Here is a 15,877-nt window from a genome sequence, read left to right as displayed (position 1 = left end):
TCGGTTCAGCCGATCGGTTCACGCCGCCGTGCGTCGCCCGCGGCGGTCACCGCCGCCGCCAGCCCGTCGATATCGGCCGCCGTCGTGCGGTGATTGACGATCGCCGCCCGCAGCGCCCGCACCCCGTCGATCATCGTGGTCGAGATCACGTAGCGCCCGCTCTCCTGGATGTCGGCGGCGATCGCGGCGTTCAGCGCGTCCAGCCCGTCGCCGCCATCATCGTAGCGGAAACACACGATGTTGAGCGGCACCGGCGCGAGGCGCGCAAGCCGCGGCGCCGTATCCACCGCGGCCGCGAGCCGCGCCGCCAGCGCGCAGCAATCATCGACGATGCCGCCCAGCGCCGCGGTGCCATAGGCCTCGATCGTCATCCACACCTTCAGTGCCCGGAACCCGCGCGAGAGATCCGGCCCCATGTCGCACGGCCAGGGCGCGCCGCCCGAAAGCCCCCGCGCCGTCGTCGTCAGATACGAGGCATCCTGCGCGAACGTATCCAGCATCAGCTGCCGGTCGCGCACCAGGATGCAACCGGAATCGTATTGCACCTGCGCCCATTTGTGAAAATCGAACGCCACCGAATCCGCCTCGCCGATCCCCGCGACCAGCTCCCGCCTCGCCGGCGAGGCCGCCGCCAGCGCGCCGAACGCGGCATCGACATGAAACCACATCCCCTCCCGCCGGGCGATCGCCGCGAGGGCGGCCAGATCGTCGATCGCCCCGACATCGACCGACCCCACGGTGCCGACGATCATGAACGGCTCCGCCCCTGCCGCCCGGTCGGCGGCGATCGCCGCCTCCAGCGCCGCGAGGTCGATCCGCCGGTCGGTGCCGAGCGCCACCCGCCGCAGCGCCGCACCGCCAAGCCCGGCCATGTCGAACGCGCCCGGCACGCAGCGATGCACCCCCGCCTGCGCGTAGCCGGTAAGGCGCCGCCCGCCGAGCCCGTCCCGCCGCACCGCCGCGCCGCAATGCGCCCGCCGCGCGCAGAGCAGGGCGATGAAATTCGCGATCGACGATCCGGTCACCATCAGCCCGCCGGTCGCCGCCGGCAGGCCGAGCAGCTCCGCCGCCCAGGCCACCACCTGCCGCTCCACCTCGAGCCCGACATGGTCCCGCCCGCCGCAATTCTCGTTGAGCCCGCCGGCCAGCAGCTCCGCCAGCATCCCCACCGCGTTGCCGCCGCCCTGCACCCAGCCCATGAAGCGCGGATTCGCATTGCCCGAGGCATAGGGCGCGATCCGCGTGGCGAACGCGTCATAGGCGCGGGCGGCGCCGCTCCCCTCGCGCGGCACCGGGGCGCGGAACCCCGCGCGCACCGCGTCCGGCATCGGTTGCCAGACCGGCGCCGCGCCGAGCCCTTCCAGCCGGTCGAACATGTCGTCGATCATCCGGTGCCCCAGCGCGCGGAGTTCGGACCAGTCCTCGGGATCAAGCGTTGCCATGGACGCTGCTTATGCGCGCAGGCGCGGGCGGTAAAGCCCGCCAAATTTAACCCGGTAAAGCCCGCCAAATTTAACCCGGTAAAGCCCGCCCGCGCCGCCTAATCGTTCCCGGTGATGGCGATCTGCTGCTGCCGCTCGCGCGCCCGGCGCGAGACGCGCATCCGCAGCGTCTCGAACATCACGTACAGCAGCGGGATCACGAAAATCCCGATGCCGCTGGCGAAGATCATCCCGGCAAAGATCGGCGTGCCGAGCGAGCGCCTGGTGATCTGCGCCGCCCCGGTCGCCACCACCAGCGGCACCAGCCCGAAGATGAAGGCGATCGAGGTCATCATCACCGCGCGGAACCGCATCCGTGCCCCCAGCACCGCCGCCTCGCGGATGCCCATGCCCTCCTCGCGCCGCTCCTTGGCGAACTCGACGATGAGGATGCCGTTCTTCGCCGCCAGCGCGATCAGCACGACGAGCCCGATCTCGGCATAGAGGTCGATCGTCAGCCCGGCGAGGACGATGCCGAGCATCGCCCCGAACACGCCGACCACGACCGACAGCAGCACCGGCACCGGAATGATCCAGCTCTCATAGAGTGCGACGAGGAACAGATAGGCGAAGATCAGCGACAGGATGAACACATAGGCGGCCTGGCCCTTGGCCTGCTCCTGCAGATAGGCGGTGCTGGTCCAGTCATAGGAAAATCCGGCAGGCAGCACGCGGGACGAGATTGCCGCCATCTCGGCCAGCGCGGCACCCGATGAGATGCCCGGCGCCGGCGCGCCGAAGATCGGGGCGGCCAGCGAGTCGTTGTAACGGCTGACGATCTGCGGGCCGAGCCTCGTATGCGCCGTCGCCAACGAGCGTAGCGAGACCATCTGGCCCGAATTGCTGCGCACATAGATCCGCCAGATCGCCGCCCTGGTGTTGCGGTCGGCCGAGGCGGCCTGGATGTTGACCTGCCAGACCTGGCCGAACATGTTGAACTGGTTGACGTAGAACCCGCCGAGCGAAGCCTGCAACGCCTGGAAGATCGAGGCGACCGGCACGCCCAGCGCCTGTGCCTTGGCGCGGTCGATATCGAGATAGACCGAGGGGTTGTTCGCCGCATAGGTGCTGAACACATGCACGAGCTTCGGGTCCGAATTCGCCGCGACGATCAGCCCCTTGAGCACGGAATCGAATTTCTGCTGGCTGGCGCCGGCCACGTTCTCAAGCTCGTAGGTGAAGCCGCCATTGGTCGACAGCCCGATGATCGGCGGCAGGTTGAAGGCGACGATGTTCGCCCCCTGCACCTGCGAGCCCATCGCGAAGATCTTGCGGATCACCGCCTGCACCGAATTCTTCGGCCCCGGCCGCTGCGCGAACGGCTTCAGGTGCGCGACCATGAACAGCGCGTTCGGCTCGGTCGCCGAGTCGAGGATCGAGTAACCGTTGATGGCGATCACGTCCTGCACCTGCGGCAGGGTGTGGATCATCTTCGCCAGCTTCTGCCCCATCGCGTCGGTCCGCTGCAGCGAGGCGCCGGGCGGCAGCGTCGCCTGGATGAACAGCGCGCCCTGGTCCTCGTCCGGCAGGAACCCGCCCGGCGTGATCCGCGCGAGCAGGAACGCCGCCGCCCCGAAGGCGACGATCACCATCAGCCCCAGCACCGAGCGCGCGACCAGCCGGCCGATCAGCCGGCTGTAGCCCGCCCGCGTGCGCTCGATGAAATCGAGGATGCGCGCCATGATGCCGTGCCCGTGCTCGCCCCGGCGCAGCAGGATGGCGCAGAGCGCCGGCGACAGTGTGAGCGCGTTCAGCGCCGAGATCAGCATCGCCGTGCTGATCGCCACCGCGAACTGTGTGAACAGCAGGCCCGACAGGCCGGGGATGAACGCCGTCGGCACGAACACCGAGAGCAGCACCAGCATGATCGCGATGATCGGCGCCTGGATCTGCGCCATCGCCACTTTCGACGCCTCGCGCGGCGACAGTTCCGGCCGCTCCGCCATCACCCGCTCGATGTTCTCGACGACGACGATGGCGTCATCCACCACCAGCCCGGTCGCCACCACCAGCGCCAGCAGCGTGATCGTGTTCGCCGAATAGCCGAGCGCGAGCATGAAGGCGAAGCTGCCGAGCAGCGCGATCGGCACGACAATCGAGGGCACCAGCGCCGCCCGCCACGAGCCGAGGAAGAAGAACACCACCAGCACGACGAGGCCGAACGCCTCGGCCAGCGTCTTGATCACCTCGCTGATCGTGTCCGAGACGAAGCTGCTGGAATTATAGACAGTCTTGCTCGAGAGACTGGCCGGAAACCGCTTCGAGAGCTGGGCGATCTCGGCCGAAACCCGCTTCGACGTCGCCACCGCGTTCGCCCCCGGCGAGAGGAACACGCCGATGGCGACACCGGGATGCCCGTTGATCCGGTCGAGCTGGTTCTCGCTCTGCGGCCCGAGCTTGATGGTCGCCACGTCCTTCAGCCGCAGCAGCGAGCCATCCTTGTTGCCGCGGATGACGATGTCGCCGAACTGCCGGGGCGATTTCAGCCGCCCCTCGGTTTGCACCGAGAGCTGATATTGTTGCTTGCCGCCGATCGGCATTAGCCCGATCGTGCCGACCGGCGCCTGGGTGTTCTGGTCCTCGATCGCGCTGATCAGGTCGGCCGGCGTCAGCCCGAGCTGGGCGAGGCGGGCGGTGCTGAAGATCACCCGCATCGCGTAATCCTGCTCGCCGAACATGAAGGCCTGTCCCACCCCCGGCACGCGGCCGAGCGGGTTGAGCACGTTGATCTTCACGTAGTTCGAGATCTGCAGCGGTGTCAGCTTGTTGTCCGGGCTGTAGAAGAACATGAACTCCAGCACCGAGGCCGAGCGCTTGCGCACCGTCAGCCCTTCCTTCTGCACCTCGGCCGGAAGCTGGGTCAGCGCCTGCTGCACCGCGTTGGTGACATTGACGGTGTCGATGTCCGGGTTGCTGCCAAGCTTGAAGGTGACGGTGAGGTTGTAGGAGCCGTCATTCGCCGTGGTCGAGGCGTAATAGATCTCGTCGCTCAGCCCGTTGATCTTCTGCTCGATCGGCTCGGCCACGGTGTCGTTCACCACCTGCGCCGAGGCGCCGGGATAGGTCGCCGTCACCTGCACTGCCGGCGGCACGATCGAGGGGAACTGCGCCACCGGAATCCGCGTCATCGCGATGATGCCGGCGATCGTCAGCACGATCGCGATCACCATCGCGAAGCGTGGGCGGTCGATGAAGAAGGAGGGGATCATCGGCTCAGCCCGGTGTGGCCGGCGAGGGTATCACCTTCGCGTTCGCCTTGACCCCGGGATGCACCTTCTCGATCCCGTCGACGATCACCTTCGCGCCGATGGCAAGCCCGCGCGCGATCGTCGCGGTCGCCGGCGTGGTCGAGGCGAGCTTCACATCGGTCCGCGCCACCTTGCCGTCCTTGCCGACGGTCAGCACATAGTCGCCCACCTGGTCGGCCAGCACCGCGTCGCGCGGCAGCACGATCTTCTGCTCCGGCGTGCGGCTGCGCACGATGACGGTGACGAACTCGCCGCTTGTCAGCATCCGGTCGCTGGTGCGCGCTTTGCCGAGCCCCTTGATCACCGGGTTCGGAATCGTCCCCTGCATCGCGAGGCTGTCAGTCGATGCGCTGATCTGGTTGCCGGTGAAGTCGAGCGTGCCTTTCTGCGGGTCCAATCGCCCGTCCGGCAGCTTCACCCGCAGCACCACGCCGGCGAGCCCGCCCTGTTTGGCCAGCTGGTCGCCAAGGCGGATGGCGTCGCGCGTCGGCATCGAGAACACGATATTCATCGGGTCCTGGCTCACCACGGTCGCGAGCGTGCCGGTATTCGGTCCGACGACATTGCCGACATTCACCGCACTCGCGCCGATCCGCCCGTCGAGCGGCGCGCGGATCTCGGTATAGGCGAGGTTGATCGCCGCCGTCTCGCGCGCCGCCTCGGCGGCTTGCAGCTTGGCCGCGGCACTTTCCGCCGCCGCCCTGTCGTCGTCGTAGGTCGATTGCCGGCCCGCCGGTGTATGCAGAAGCTTGGCCGCGCGCTCCAGCGTCAGTTTCGCGTTGTCGAGCGTTGCCTGCGCGTCGGCGACATTCGCCTTCGCCTGGTCGAACGCCGCCTGGTATGGCCCCGGCTCGATTACGTAGAGCAGCTGTCCCTTCCTTACCTCCGCCCCCTGGCGGAACTGGCGCTGTTCCAGATAGCCGGTCACCCGCGGGACGAGATTGACGATGTGCGCCGCCTGAATGCGCCCGATGAAACTGTCCTGCTGGTAAACCTTTCGCGGTTTGACGATCACGACGCTGACCACCGGCGGCGGCGGTGCCGCGGCGCTGGCCGCTTCGCCGCCCAAGCCGAGACCGAAGACAAGGGCGATAGCGGCGGCGCGGCAGGCCGTGGCGTGAAACGGTCGTCGCATGCGGTTCCTCTTGGTCGTGTGCTGATCGGGTCGTGCGTGGGCGACAGGAGAGAGATCGGCGTGGCCGGCGGCACGGCAAGGCCCGGACGCGCAAAAACGGCAAGTCTGCTGTCCTGCCTCCTGATAATTGAAACGGGGCCGCGCGGTCAATCGCGCGGCCCCGTCCGCCAGCCGGTTATGCGGGAGCCTCCGGCATCGTTTATGCGGTTTGCTCGTTGGTGATGCAGCCTGGGTCAGAACGAAATCTGCGTCGCCTGCATCACCTGCGGCAGCGCGCGGATCGCGGCGAGTGCCGCCTCCGGCAGGGTCTCGTCGATCGAGATCAGGCACACCGCATCGCCGCCCTTCTCGGTCCGGCCGAGATGGAAGGTCGCGATGTTGATGCCCTTCTCGGCGAGAATGGCGCTGCACTGGGCGATGAATCCCGGCTTGTCGCGGTTGGTCACATAGAGCATGTGCCGGCCGAAATCGGCCTCGACCTTGATGCCCTTCACCTCGACCAGCCGCGGCTTGGCCCCGCCGAACAGCGTGCCCGACACGGTGCGCGTCTGCTCGTCGGTCGTCACCGAAACGCGGATCAGCGTCTGGTATTCGCAGTCGCGGTCGAACACCGTCTCAGCCAGCTCGATCCCGTGATCCCGCGCGAAGACCGGCGCGTTGACCATGTTCACGCCCTCCATCATCGGCGCGAGCAGCCCGGCGAACAGCGCGGCCGAGAGCGGGCGCTGGTTCACATGCGCGGCCGCACCTTCATATTCGATGCCGACCTTGCGGATCACGCCCTGCCGCGCCTCGGTCAGCTGCCCCGCGAAACTGCCGAGCAGCTGGCACAGCTCCATGTAGGGCTTCAGCCGTGGCGCGTCCTCGGCCGAGACCGAGGCCATGTTGATCGCGTTCGTCACCGCCCCGGTCAGCAGGAAATCGCTGATCTGCTCGGCCACCTGCAAGGCCACGTTCTCCTGCGCCTCGGTCGTCGCCGCCCCCAGATGCGGGGTGCAGACCACGTTCGGCAGCTCGAAGAGCGGGCTGTCCTTCGCCGGCTCGACCTCGAACACGTCGAGCGCCGCCCCCGCCACATGGCCCGATTTCAGCGCGTCGTACAGCGCCGCCTCGTCGATCAGCCCGCCGCGCGCGCAGTTGATGATCCGCACGCCCGCTTTCGTCTTCGTAAGGCTTTCGCGCGAGAGGATGTTGCGCGTCTGCTCGGTCAGCGGCGTGTGCAGGGTGATGAAATCCGCCCGCGCCAGCACCGTGTCCAGATCCGCCTTCTCGACGCCGAGCGTCGTTGCCCGCGCCTCGGTCAGATAGGGGTCATAGGCCAGCACGCGCATCTTCAGCCCGAGCGCGCGGTCGGCGACGATCGAGCCGATATTGCCGGCGCCGATCAGCCCGAGCGTCTTGCCGGTCAGCTCGACGCCCATAAACCGGTTCTTCTCCCACTTCCCCGCCTTGGTCGAGGCCGAGGCCTCCGGCAGGTCGCGGGCCAGCGCGAACATCATGCCGATCGCGTGCTCGGCGGTGGTGATGGCGTTGCCATAGGGCGTGTTCATCACCACCACGCCGCGCGCGGTGGCCGATTTCACGTCCACATTGTCGACGCCGATGCCGGCACGGCCGATCACCTTGAGGTTGGTCGCCGCATCCAGCAGCTCGCGCGTCACCTTGGTCGCGGAGCGGATGGCGAGCCCGTCGAACGCGTCGATGATCTCGCGCAGTTCCGCCGGGGCGAGCCCGGTCTTCACCGTCACGTCGATGCCGCGCCGCTTGAAGATGTCGATGGCGGCGGGGGAAAGCTTGTCGCTGATCAGAACCTTGGGCATGTCTCAGGCCTTCGCGGAAATGTCGGAATGAACGGTGTCGATCGCCCAGTCGATCCAGGGCAGCAGCGCCTCGATGTCGGCGGTCTCGACCGTCGCACCGCCCCAGATCCGCAGCCCCGGCGGCGCGTCGCGATAGGCGCCGATGTCATGGGCGACGCCCTCGGCCTCCAGCAGCGCGGCCACCCGCTTCGCCGCCTTCGCCTGCGCCTCGGCATCGAGGGCGGCGAACCACGGCGCGGCGATGACGAGGCAGATCGACGTGCAGGAGCGGATCGCCGGGTCGGCGGCAAGGAACGCCACCCGCTCATTGCCCTCGGCCCAGCGCGCGATCGCCGCGAGATTCCGTTCCGAACGCGCAATCATGGCCTTGAGCCCGCCGATGCCCTCGGCCCAGCGCAGCCCGTCCAGCGCGTCCTCCACCGCCAGCATCGACGGGGTGTTGATCGTCTCGCCGGCGAAAATCCCCTCGATCAGCTTGCCGCCCGAGGTCAGGCGGAAAATCTTCGGCAGCGGCCGCTCCGGCTTGAACGTCAGCAACCGTTCGACCGCGCGCGGCGACAGCGCCAGCATCCCGTGCGCCGCCTCGCCGCCCAGCGCCTTCTGCCACGACCAGGTCACCACATCGAGCTTGTCGAACGGCAACTCCATCGCGAACGCGGCCGAGGTCGCATCCGCGATCACCAGCCCTTCGCGATCCGCCGGAATCCAGTCGCCGTTCGGAATCCGCGCGCCCGAGGTCGTGCCGTTCCAGGCCAGCACCACGTCATGGCTGAAATCGACGGCGGCGAGATCGGGAAGTTGTCCGTAGGGCGCCTTCAGCACCCGCGCATCGGCGAGCTTGAGCTGCTTGAGCACATCGGTCGCCCAGGCCTCGGAGAAACTCTCGAACGCCAGCACGTCGACCGGCCGCGCGCCCAGCATCGACCACAGCGCCATCTCGACGGCGCCGGTATCCGAGGCGGGAACGATGCCGAGCCGCCAGTCGGCCGGCAGGCCGAGAATGTCGCGCGAGCGGGTAATCACCTCGGCGAGCTTCGCCTTCGGCTCCTTGGCGCGGTGGCTGCGGCCGAGCATCGCGCCGGAAAGCGCCGCAAGGGTGAAGCCGGGCCGCTTGGCGCAGGGGCCGGAGGAAAAATTCGGATTATGGGGGCGAGTATGCGGCTTCGCGTGCGCGGCCGCGGCGGCGTCTGCCATCAGATGGTCTCCCTTGCAGAAGATAAGCGCCCCGGTGGGGGGGCGTGACCCGCCGCGGGATGTATCCGGCTTTTCGCGCCGCCGCAAGCAAAACCGTGCGCCGCCTCAGCGCGCGTCCCTCATGGCTGCAATCAGGAATTCGCGATTGCCATCCCCGCCCTCGATCGGGCTGGGGATGATGCCGAGCCCCCGCCAGCCGGGAAGCTGCGCGAACCAGTCGCCGATCTCGCCGCACACACGTTCATGCACGGCGGCATCGCGCACGATCCCGCCCTTGCCGACCGCCTCCGGCCCCGCCTCGAATTGCGGCTTGATCAGCGCCACCGCAAAGGCGTCCTTCCCGCACAGGGCGAGCCCCGCCGGCAGCACCTTGCGCAGTCCGATGAAACTCACGTCGCACACCACAGCACCCAGCCCGTCCGGAATCCCCGTGGCCGAAAGGTCGCGCGCGTTCACGCCCTCATGCAGACGCACCCGCGCATCTTCGCGCAGGGCAGGGGCCATCTGCCCGTGGCCGACATCCACCGCATGCACCAGTGCCGCGCCGCGCGCGAGCAGCACCTCGGTGAACCCGCCGGTCGAGGCGCCGATATCGAGGCAGATCCGGTTTTCCGGTGACAATCCGAAATGATCGAGGGCCGCGATCAGCTTCAGCGCCCCGCGAGACACCCACGCGGCGCCGGCATCGGCCACGCTCAGCGCCTCGTCGTCGCCCACCATCTCGCCGGGTTTGCCGATCGTCCGCCCGCCGGCGCTCACCAGGCCGCGCCGGATCGCCTCCTGCGCCCGCGCCCGGCTCGCGAAATGCCCGCGCGCGACGAGGGCGAGATCGGCCCGGCCGCGCGCCACGCCGGTCTCAGCCGCGGGCGAGCCGCTTCGCGGTGCGCAGCAGGATCTGCCGGTCCTCCGCGGCACAGGCGCGGTAAAGCCGCATCAGCGCCAGTTCGTCGCCTTGCAGCGAGCCGGTCTCCCCGGAGACGAGATAGGCAATCGAGGTGCCGAGAACCTTGGCGATCCGTTCAAGATTCTCCCGAACCTGCCCGGCCCGGTCGGTTTCCCATTGCGCAATCGCCGAGCGCGACACGCCAAGCTGGGACGCGAATTCGTCCTGGGTGAGATTGTTCGCCAGCCGGAGAGCACGGATCCTCTGCCCGACCGATTCCGGTGGTGCCTGTTTCTTCGTTGCCATGCGCTCACCATAACGGCAAGGTTACGTCAACGCCAGTTCCACCATGCGATTTACGCCAAAAAAATGTTAAGAAATATAGTTTTTAGCGTCAGTGTGCGTGATATTCACGTTATTCTATGTCATTTGTGTCAAAAAATTAAAATTGAGATCTTCCGTGCTGTTTTCACGTGCGGCAAATGTCCCAATGCCCGCCATCCGATACGCTTGGCCACCCTGTTAACGCGACCGGCGCCGCCGCCCGACCCTCGCCGATGCCACGCCGACAGCCGGCCTGACAGTCAGCGCCGCAGCCGCGCGATGAAAAACCCGTCCATCCCACCGCGGTCGGCCCACATGCCGGGATGGGTGGCGACATCGCCCTCCGCCGTCACCGCCGCCTCCAGCCCGGGCACCTCCGCAGGGAAGATGGGCGCCCGCCGCAGCCCGAGCCGCGCCATGGCGGCTTCAATTCGCGCGGCACCCTCCTCCGGTTGCAGCGAGCACACGGCGTAGACCAGCGTTCCCCCCGGCGCGAGCATCGCCACGGCGGCATCGAGCAGTTGGTCCTGCATGGCCGCGCAAGCCTCGATGTCGCGGGGCCGCCGCAGATGCACGATTTCCGGATGCCGGCGGATCGTGCCCGTCGCCGAACACGGCGCATCCAGCAGGATCGCGTCGAAGGGCGCCGCCGGCCGCCAGTTCAGCGCGTCCGCCGCGATCGTCTCCGCCGCGAACCCGAGTCGCCCGAGATTTTCCCGCAGCCGGCCCAGCCGGCGCGCATCGCGGTCCAGCGCCGTCACCCGTGCGCCCGAAGCGGCGAGCTGCGCCGTCTTTCCGCCCGGGGCTGCGCAGAGATCGAGCACGCGCCGCCCGGCGACATCGCCGAGCAGCCGCGCCGGCAGCGCCGCCGCCGCGTCCTGCACCCAGAGCGTGCCCGCGGCGTAGCCGTAAAGCTGGGTCACGTCGGTTCCCGCCGGCAGCCGCACCGATCCGCTCGGCAGCCGCTCGCCGCCCTCAGGCATCGCGACGCCGTCCTTCAGCGTCAGGTCGAGCGGCGCCTCGGCCTGATGCGCGGTGGCGATCGCCCGCGCCGCCGCCCCCCACGAGGCCCAGAGCCAGGCCGGCGTGTCCAGCCGCGGCGAATCGAGCGCCTCCAGCGCCGCCGCCCCCTCGGCGCTCACCTTGCGCAGCACCGCGTTCACCAGCCCGGCGAACTTGCCGAGCCCGCGCGCATGCGCGAGCCCCACCGCGGTACTCACCGCCGCGTGCGCCGGCGCGCCGAGCAGCACGAGCTGTGCGGCGCCGATCCGCAGCATATGCCGCACCGCCGGAGGCGGCGCCCGCCTCAGATGGGTTTCAAGAACAGCATCGAGGCTGCCGAGCCGCCGCAGCACGGCGGCCGCGATCCGGTGCGCCGCCGCACGATCGCGTGGGGCGATGTCCGGCAGTCCGGCGAGTGCGACGTCCAGCGGCACGCGCCGGTCCAGAACGGCGGACAGCAATACGAACGCCGCATCGCGGGTCGGGTCGGCCCCTGTCTTGCTCATGCGCACCATGCAACTTTGGGGAAAAACGGGATGGTGGAGCTGAGGGGAATCGAACCCCTGACCTCCTCATTGCGAACGAGGCGCTCTCCCAACTGAGCTACAGCCCCATCCCTGTTGCGGCCAATCGCGCACCCTGAGCCGGAAGTCAAGCCATCAAAGCCGCCTTGTCACGTTGCGCGAAACGCCATGCTTCGCTAACCCGGCAGCGAACCCCCAGGAGGTGACGATGCTCGGATCGGTATTCTGGCTCCTCGACGAGGCGATCCAGATCTATGTCTACATCATGATCGCAGCGGCGATCTTCAGCTGGCTGATGGCGTTCGGCGTGCTCGATACCCGCAACCACATCGTCTACCGGATCGAGGAATTCCTCCTCCGCGCGACCGAACCCTTCCTCGCGCCGTTCCGTCGCTTCATCCCGGCGATCGGCGGGATCGACATTTCCTTCATCGTCGGGTTCCTGCTGCTGCGCGCATTGCAGATCTTCCTCGCCGGGCTTTATGCCCATCTCGCCGTGATGGGCTACCGGTGAGCGGCGCGGTGTCCGCCCGCATCATCGACGGCAAGGCCGTCGCCGCATCCCTGCGCGCCGAGGTCGCCGCCCGCGCCGCCGCGCTGCCCTACACGCCCGGCCTCGTCGTCGTGCTCGTCGGCGAAGACCCGGCGAGCCAAGTCTACGTGCGCAACAAGGAGCGCGCGGCAACGGCGGCCGGCATCGCCGGCGAAACCATCCGCCTGCCCGCGACCACAAGCCAGGCCGAGCTTCTCGCCGTGATCGACCGCCTCAACCGCGATGCGGCTGTGGATGGCATCCTCGTCCAGCTCCCCCTGCCGGCCGGGCTCGATGCCGGGGCGGTCATCCGCGCGATCGACCCGGCCAAGGATGTCGACGGCTTCCACCCCGACAATGTCGCCGCCCTCGCGCTCGGCGCGCCCTTTCTCGTGCCCTGCACTCCGCGCGGCGTGATGAAGCTGCTCGATGCCGCCGGCATCGCCCCGCGCGGCGCCCGCGCCGTGGTGCTCGGCCGTTCCAACATCGTCGGTCGGCCGATGGCCGCGCTGCTGCTCGCCGCCGATGCCACCGTCACCATCGCGCATTCCCGCACCCGCGATCTGCCGGCCGAATGCCGCCGCGCCGATATCCTCGTCGCCGCGGTCGGCCGCGCCGAAATGGTCAAGGGCGACTGGATCGCCCCTGGCGCGACAGTCATCGATGTTGGCATCAACCGCACGGCGGCGGGCGGGCTGGTCGGCGATGTCGCTTACGCGGAAGCCGCCGCGGTTGCTGGCGCGATCACGCCGGTTCCCGGCGGCGTCGGCCCGATGACCATTGCCTGCCTGCTGGAAAACACCCTGATCGCCGCCGCTTCCCGCCGCTTCTGACCCCGAGTCGGAGGGGCGTGGCTCAGGCCTTGCGCGTCACGGCGCGCCCGGCGCGACCAGCGCGCAGCCGGTCGGCCCGCCGCGCAGCGCGTGGCAGGCATTCACCGCCGTGTCATGCGGCAGGTCAACGAACCGGGCGCGATAGAACCGCCCGTGCGCCGTCGCCACCGGTTCGACCACCGGCTGCGCCCTGATCAGCATCGCCACCGCGGCCAGCTCGGCGATGCCGAGCGCCGCCTTGGCGTGGGCCGGCGTGTCGTAGGCGCCGACCTGTATGCTCCAGCGCCCGCCGCCCAGCGTCCGCGTCGTCGCCGCCGCGTGAGCCGCCGCCAGCCGCATCGTCGCATGCGCCGATGCCGGCACCACGGGCGGTGTCGGCCGTGGCGCCGGCATGCGCTGCGCCGGGGCGGGCGCCGTCACCGGTGGCCCATCCAGTACCGGGGTCGCCGCCTCGGCCGAGGGGATCAGCGAAAACCCGCCAAAAACATCATGCCGTCGCGCCGGTGGCCGCCCGCGCGCGGCGATGGGCGCGGGCGCTGGTGCTGGCGAGCGGTTTTGCCGCATCGCGAGCTGCGCCTCGTTCAGCCGCGAGGTCGCCGCCTCGTCGGCGCCCGGCCGCATGCCAGCCGGAATCCGCGCCGGAAGCTGGTTCATCGCCACGGCCTCCGCCCCGGAGGTTCCTGCCGGGTACACGCCGGCGATCCGCGGGGCGATCATCGCGACATAGTGCCGCGTCTCCGCCGGCAGGGGCTGGCGATAGTCGAGATAGTCGTCGAGCCGCCCCGGTCCCGCGTTGTAGGCGGCCAGGAAGCCGGGCGAGCCGTAGATCTCGTACATCTGATGGATGTACGCAGTCCCGGCCATGATGTTGTCGCGCGGGTTGAACGGGTCCGGCCCCAGCCCGTAGCGGGCCGCCATTTCCTGGTAGGTCTGCGGTTCGAGCTGCATCAGCCCCATCGCCCCGGCGCTGGAGACGGTGAGATGCCCGTTCATGTATTCATGACCGCCGGATTCGACGCGCATCACCTCGCGGATCCATTTCGCCGGCACGTCGAACCGGGTCGAGGCCTGCACGATATAGGGACCCCACGGGTCGCCCGGCGGCCCCGGCGGCCGGTAATCGGCCGGCGCGTTGGCGGCGTAGCGCGCGGCGAGCTGGCTCGGGCTCAGGCTGGCCTGGTGCGACGAACACGCGGCGAGGAGCGCGAGCGCCGAGAGCCCGGCAAGCTGGCCGAGCCGGCGGCGCCACTGGCGGGGCATGACCGGCGCGCGCGGGGCGGGGGTGAACGCAGTGGTCAACGCATGTCTCCCATCGCAGAAGCGGGGCGGCGCGCGGCGGCGGCCTGAGTTGCCCCTTGCGCCGGAAGCCTCGACCGGCACATGAAATTCATCCCATAAGCGCTTAACTTATAGCCGATTTCAAGGCAACATGATTCTGCGCGCCGTGGTGTCGGTCCGCGCCCGGAGGCCAGTTCATGAGATTTGTCCCGCCGCCCGTCCTGCTGCCCCTCCTTGTTCTCTGCCTTGCCGGTTGCGCCACGAATGTCCAGCCGCCGCCCCGCGCCGCCGGCCTCGCCGGCGAGGTGGTGGCGGTTCGCCCCGTCGCCCCTGGGGCGCGCCGCCTCGTGCTCGGCGCGCTCGGGGTCGACACCACACCCTCCGCCGCGCCGGCCAGCGAATATATCGTCCGTCTCGGCGATGGCAGTGTCGTCTCCGTGGTCGAGCCGGGGATGCCCACCTTGCGCCGCGGCGCCGCGGTACGCCTGATCGAGACCGATCCGCCGCGATTGCTGCCCGCTTCGCCCTGACCCCGGCGCCTTGCCGTGCAGTCACCGCTTGCCAAGCGGTGGCGCGCTTCCCAATTCCCGTTCCTGACACACCGCATCGGCCGCAACTCCGGGGAGGGGCGATGAACGAACGCAGGCTGGGCAGATCGCTGGTCGTCTCCGCGCTGGGCTTCGGCTGCATGGCCCTGGCCGGACCTGATGCCGCCGCCGAGGCGCTGGTTCGCCGCGCCGTCGAGCGCGGTGTCAGCTTCTTCGATACCGCCGATGTCTATGGTCTCGGCGCCAGCGAAAGCCTGCTCGGGCGCTGCCTCGCGCCGGTCCGCGATCAGGTCGTGCTGGCCACCAAATCCGGCATCCGCCGCGCGCCTGACGGCGCCTTTCTCGGCATCGACGGCTCGCCCGCCCATCTGCGCGCCAGTTGCGAGGCCAGCCTGCGCCGCCTTGGCACCGGCACGATCGACCTGCTGATCCTCCACCGTATCGATCCCGCCATTCCGGTCGAGGAATCGGTGGGCGAGATGTCCCGCCTTGTCGCCGAAGGCAAGGTGCGGTTCCTCGGCCTGTCCGAGGCGGCGCCGGACACCATCCGCCGTGCCCATGCCACTCATCGCCTCGCCGCGGTCGAGAGCGAATACTCGCTCTTGACCCGCGACCCCGAGGGCGAAACGCTGGCCTGCCTGCGCGCGCTGAATATCGGCTTCATCGCCGCCTCGCCACTTGCCCGCGGCCTGCTCACAGGCACGCTGCACCGGCCTGAAGACCTGCCCGAGGCCGATGCGAGGCGCGCCCAGCCGCGCTTCTTCGCCGAGAATTTCGCCCGCAACGTCGCCCTCGTTCGCATCGTCGAGGATATGGCGCACCGCCTGCGCTGCACCCCGGCACAGCTGGCGCTCGCCTTCCTTCTCGCTCAGGGCAGCGACGTGGTGCCGATTCCCGGACCGTGCTCGGAGGCGGAATTCGATGAAAACATTGGCGCGCTCGAGGTTCCGCTCTCGGCCGAGGATCTCGGCCGTCTCGTCCGGGCGGTGCCGCCAGGCGCTGCCGCAGGCGCCCGCCAGGTGCCCGAGCAGATGGCGACGCTCGGGCGCTGAGGCGACCGGCCTGCGCGCGTCCC

At 69.2% G+C, this 15,877-nt stretch carries 13 protein-coding genes and 1 tRNA gene; 4 read left to right on the top strand and 10 right to left on the bottom strand.

Features of this window, described 5'->3' with window-relative positions; genetic code table 11:
- Window positions 1–5: 5 nt before the first annotated feature.
- The 9 genes from ACIDOCELLA78_RS000000101675 to ACIDOCELLA78_RS000000101635 form a co-directional block, all read right to left on the bottom strand.
- A complete protein-coding gene (locus ACIDOCELLA78_RS000000101675) occupies window positions 6–1,442 on the bottom strand; it encodes a pyridoxal-dependent decarboxylase (protein ID WP_201728116.1) in 1,437 nt (478 codons plus the stop codon).
- A 98-nt stretch (window positions 1,443–1,540) separates the two neighbouring features.
- Window positions 1,541–4,690, bottom strand: coding sequence for an efflux RND transporter permease subunit (locus ACIDOCELLA78_RS000000101670; RefSeq protein ID WP_201728115.1), 3,150 nt, complete (start codon window positions 4,688–4,690; stop codon window positions 1,541–1,543).
- A gap of 4 nt (window positions 4,691–4,694) precedes the next feature.
- On the bottom strand, window positions 4,695–5,864 hold the full coding sequence (locus ACIDOCELLA78_RS000000101665) for an efflux RND transporter periplasmic adaptor subunit (protein ID WP_201728114.1): 1,170 nt from the start codon (window positions 5,862–5,864) through the stop codon (window positions 4,695–4,697).
- A 233-nt stretch (window positions 5,865–6,097) separates the two neighbouring features.
- Entirely contained in the window at window positions 6,098–7,684 is a 1,587-nt protein-coding gene (gene serA, locus ACIDOCELLA78_RS000000101660; protein WP_201728113.1) for a phosphoglycerate dehydrogenase, read from the bottom strand.
- A gap of 3 nt (window positions 7,685–7,687) precedes the next feature.
- The gene (locus ACIDOCELLA78_RS000000101655; RefSeq protein ID WP_201728112.1) at window positions 7,688–8,878 is read right to left on the bottom strand and encodes a phosphoserine transaminase; all 1,191 of its coding nucleotides are present in this window, start codon (window positions 8,876–8,878) and stop codon (window positions 7,688–7,690) included.
- A gap of 105 nt (window positions 8,879–8,983) precedes the next feature.
- Window positions 8,984–9,727, bottom strand: a complete 744-nt coding sequence (locus ACIDOCELLA78_RS000000101650; RefSeq protein WP_201728111.1) for a TlyA family RNA methyltransferase — start codon at window positions 9,725–9,727, stop codon at window positions 8,984–8,986.
- 7 nt (window positions 9,728–9,734) lie between these two features.
- Window positions 9,735–10,067 (bottom strand): helix-turn-helix domain-containing protein, encoded by a 333-nt coding sequence (locus tag ACIDOCELLA78_RS000000101645; protein WP_201728110.1) that lies wholly within the window; start codon window positions 10,065–10,067, stop codon window positions 9,735–9,737.
- A gap of 278 nt (window positions 10,068–10,345) precedes the next feature.
- Window positions 10,346–11,593: a transcription antitermination factor NusB gene (locus tag ACIDOCELLA78_RS000000101640; protein WP_249675322.1), complete on the bottom strand. Its 1,248-nt coding sequence runs from the start codon at window positions 11,591–11,593 to the stop codon at window positions 10,346–10,348.
- 31 nt (window positions 11,594–11,624) lie between these two features.
- Window positions 11,625–11,700, bottom strand: a tRNA-Ala gene (locus tag ACIDOCELLA78_RS000000101635).
- 119 nt (window positions 11,701–11,819) lie between these two features.
- Between ACIDOCELLA78_RS000000101635 and ACIDOCELLA78_RS000000101630 the strand changes: the two genes are divergently transcribed.
- Entirely contained in the window at window positions 11,820–12,125 is a 306-nt protein-coding gene (locus tag ACIDOCELLA78_RS000000101630) for a YggT family protein (RefSeq protein WP_201728108.1), read from the top strand.
- A gap of 8 nt (window positions 12,126–12,133) precedes the next feature.
- A complete protein-coding gene (gene folD, locus ACIDOCELLA78_RS000000101625) occupies window positions 12,134–12,976 on the top strand; it encodes a bifunctional methylenetetrahydrofolate dehydrogenase/methenyltetrahydrofolate cyclohydrolase FolD (RefSeq protein WP_201728143.1) in 843 nt (280 codons plus the stop codon).
- A gap of 36 nt (window positions 12,977–13,012) precedes the next feature.
- Here the strand turns inward: folD and ACIDOCELLA78_RS000000101620 are convergent, their stop codons facing one another.
- Entirely contained in the window at window positions 13,013–14,275 is a 1,263-nt protein-coding gene (locus tag ACIDOCELLA78_RS000000101620) for a lytic transglycosylase domain-containing protein (RefSeq protein WP_249675319.1), read from the bottom strand.
- A gap of 176 nt (window positions 14,276–14,451) precedes the next feature.
- On the opposite strand from ACIDOCELLA78_RS000000101620, the gene ACIDOCELLA78_RS000000101615 reads away from it, so the two are divergent.
- Together ACIDOCELLA78_RS000000101615 and ACIDOCELLA78_RS000000101610 are read left to right on the top strand one after the other, a co-directional pair.
- Window positions 14,452–14,784 carry a hypothetical protein gene (locus tag ACIDOCELLA78_RS000000101615; RefSeq protein ID WP_249675314.1) on the top strand — a complete coding sequence of 111 codons (333 nt, stop codon included), beginning with the start codon at window positions 14,452–14,454 and terminating at the stop codon, window positions 14,782–14,784.
- 101 nt (window positions 14,785–14,885) lie between these two features.
- Window positions 14,886–15,854 carry an aldo/keto reductase gene (locus ACIDOCELLA78_RS000000101610; protein ID WP_201728107.1) on the top strand — a complete coding sequence of 323 codons (969 nt, stop codon included), beginning with the start codon at window positions 14,886–14,888 and terminating at the stop codon, window positions 15,852–15,854.
- Window positions 15,855–15,877: the final 23 nt, after the last annotated feature.

The organism is Acidocella sp. C78 (assembly GCF_907164655.1).
Note: the sequence above shows the minus strand (reverse complement) of the source record. Positions and strands in the feature narration are given on the sequence as shown.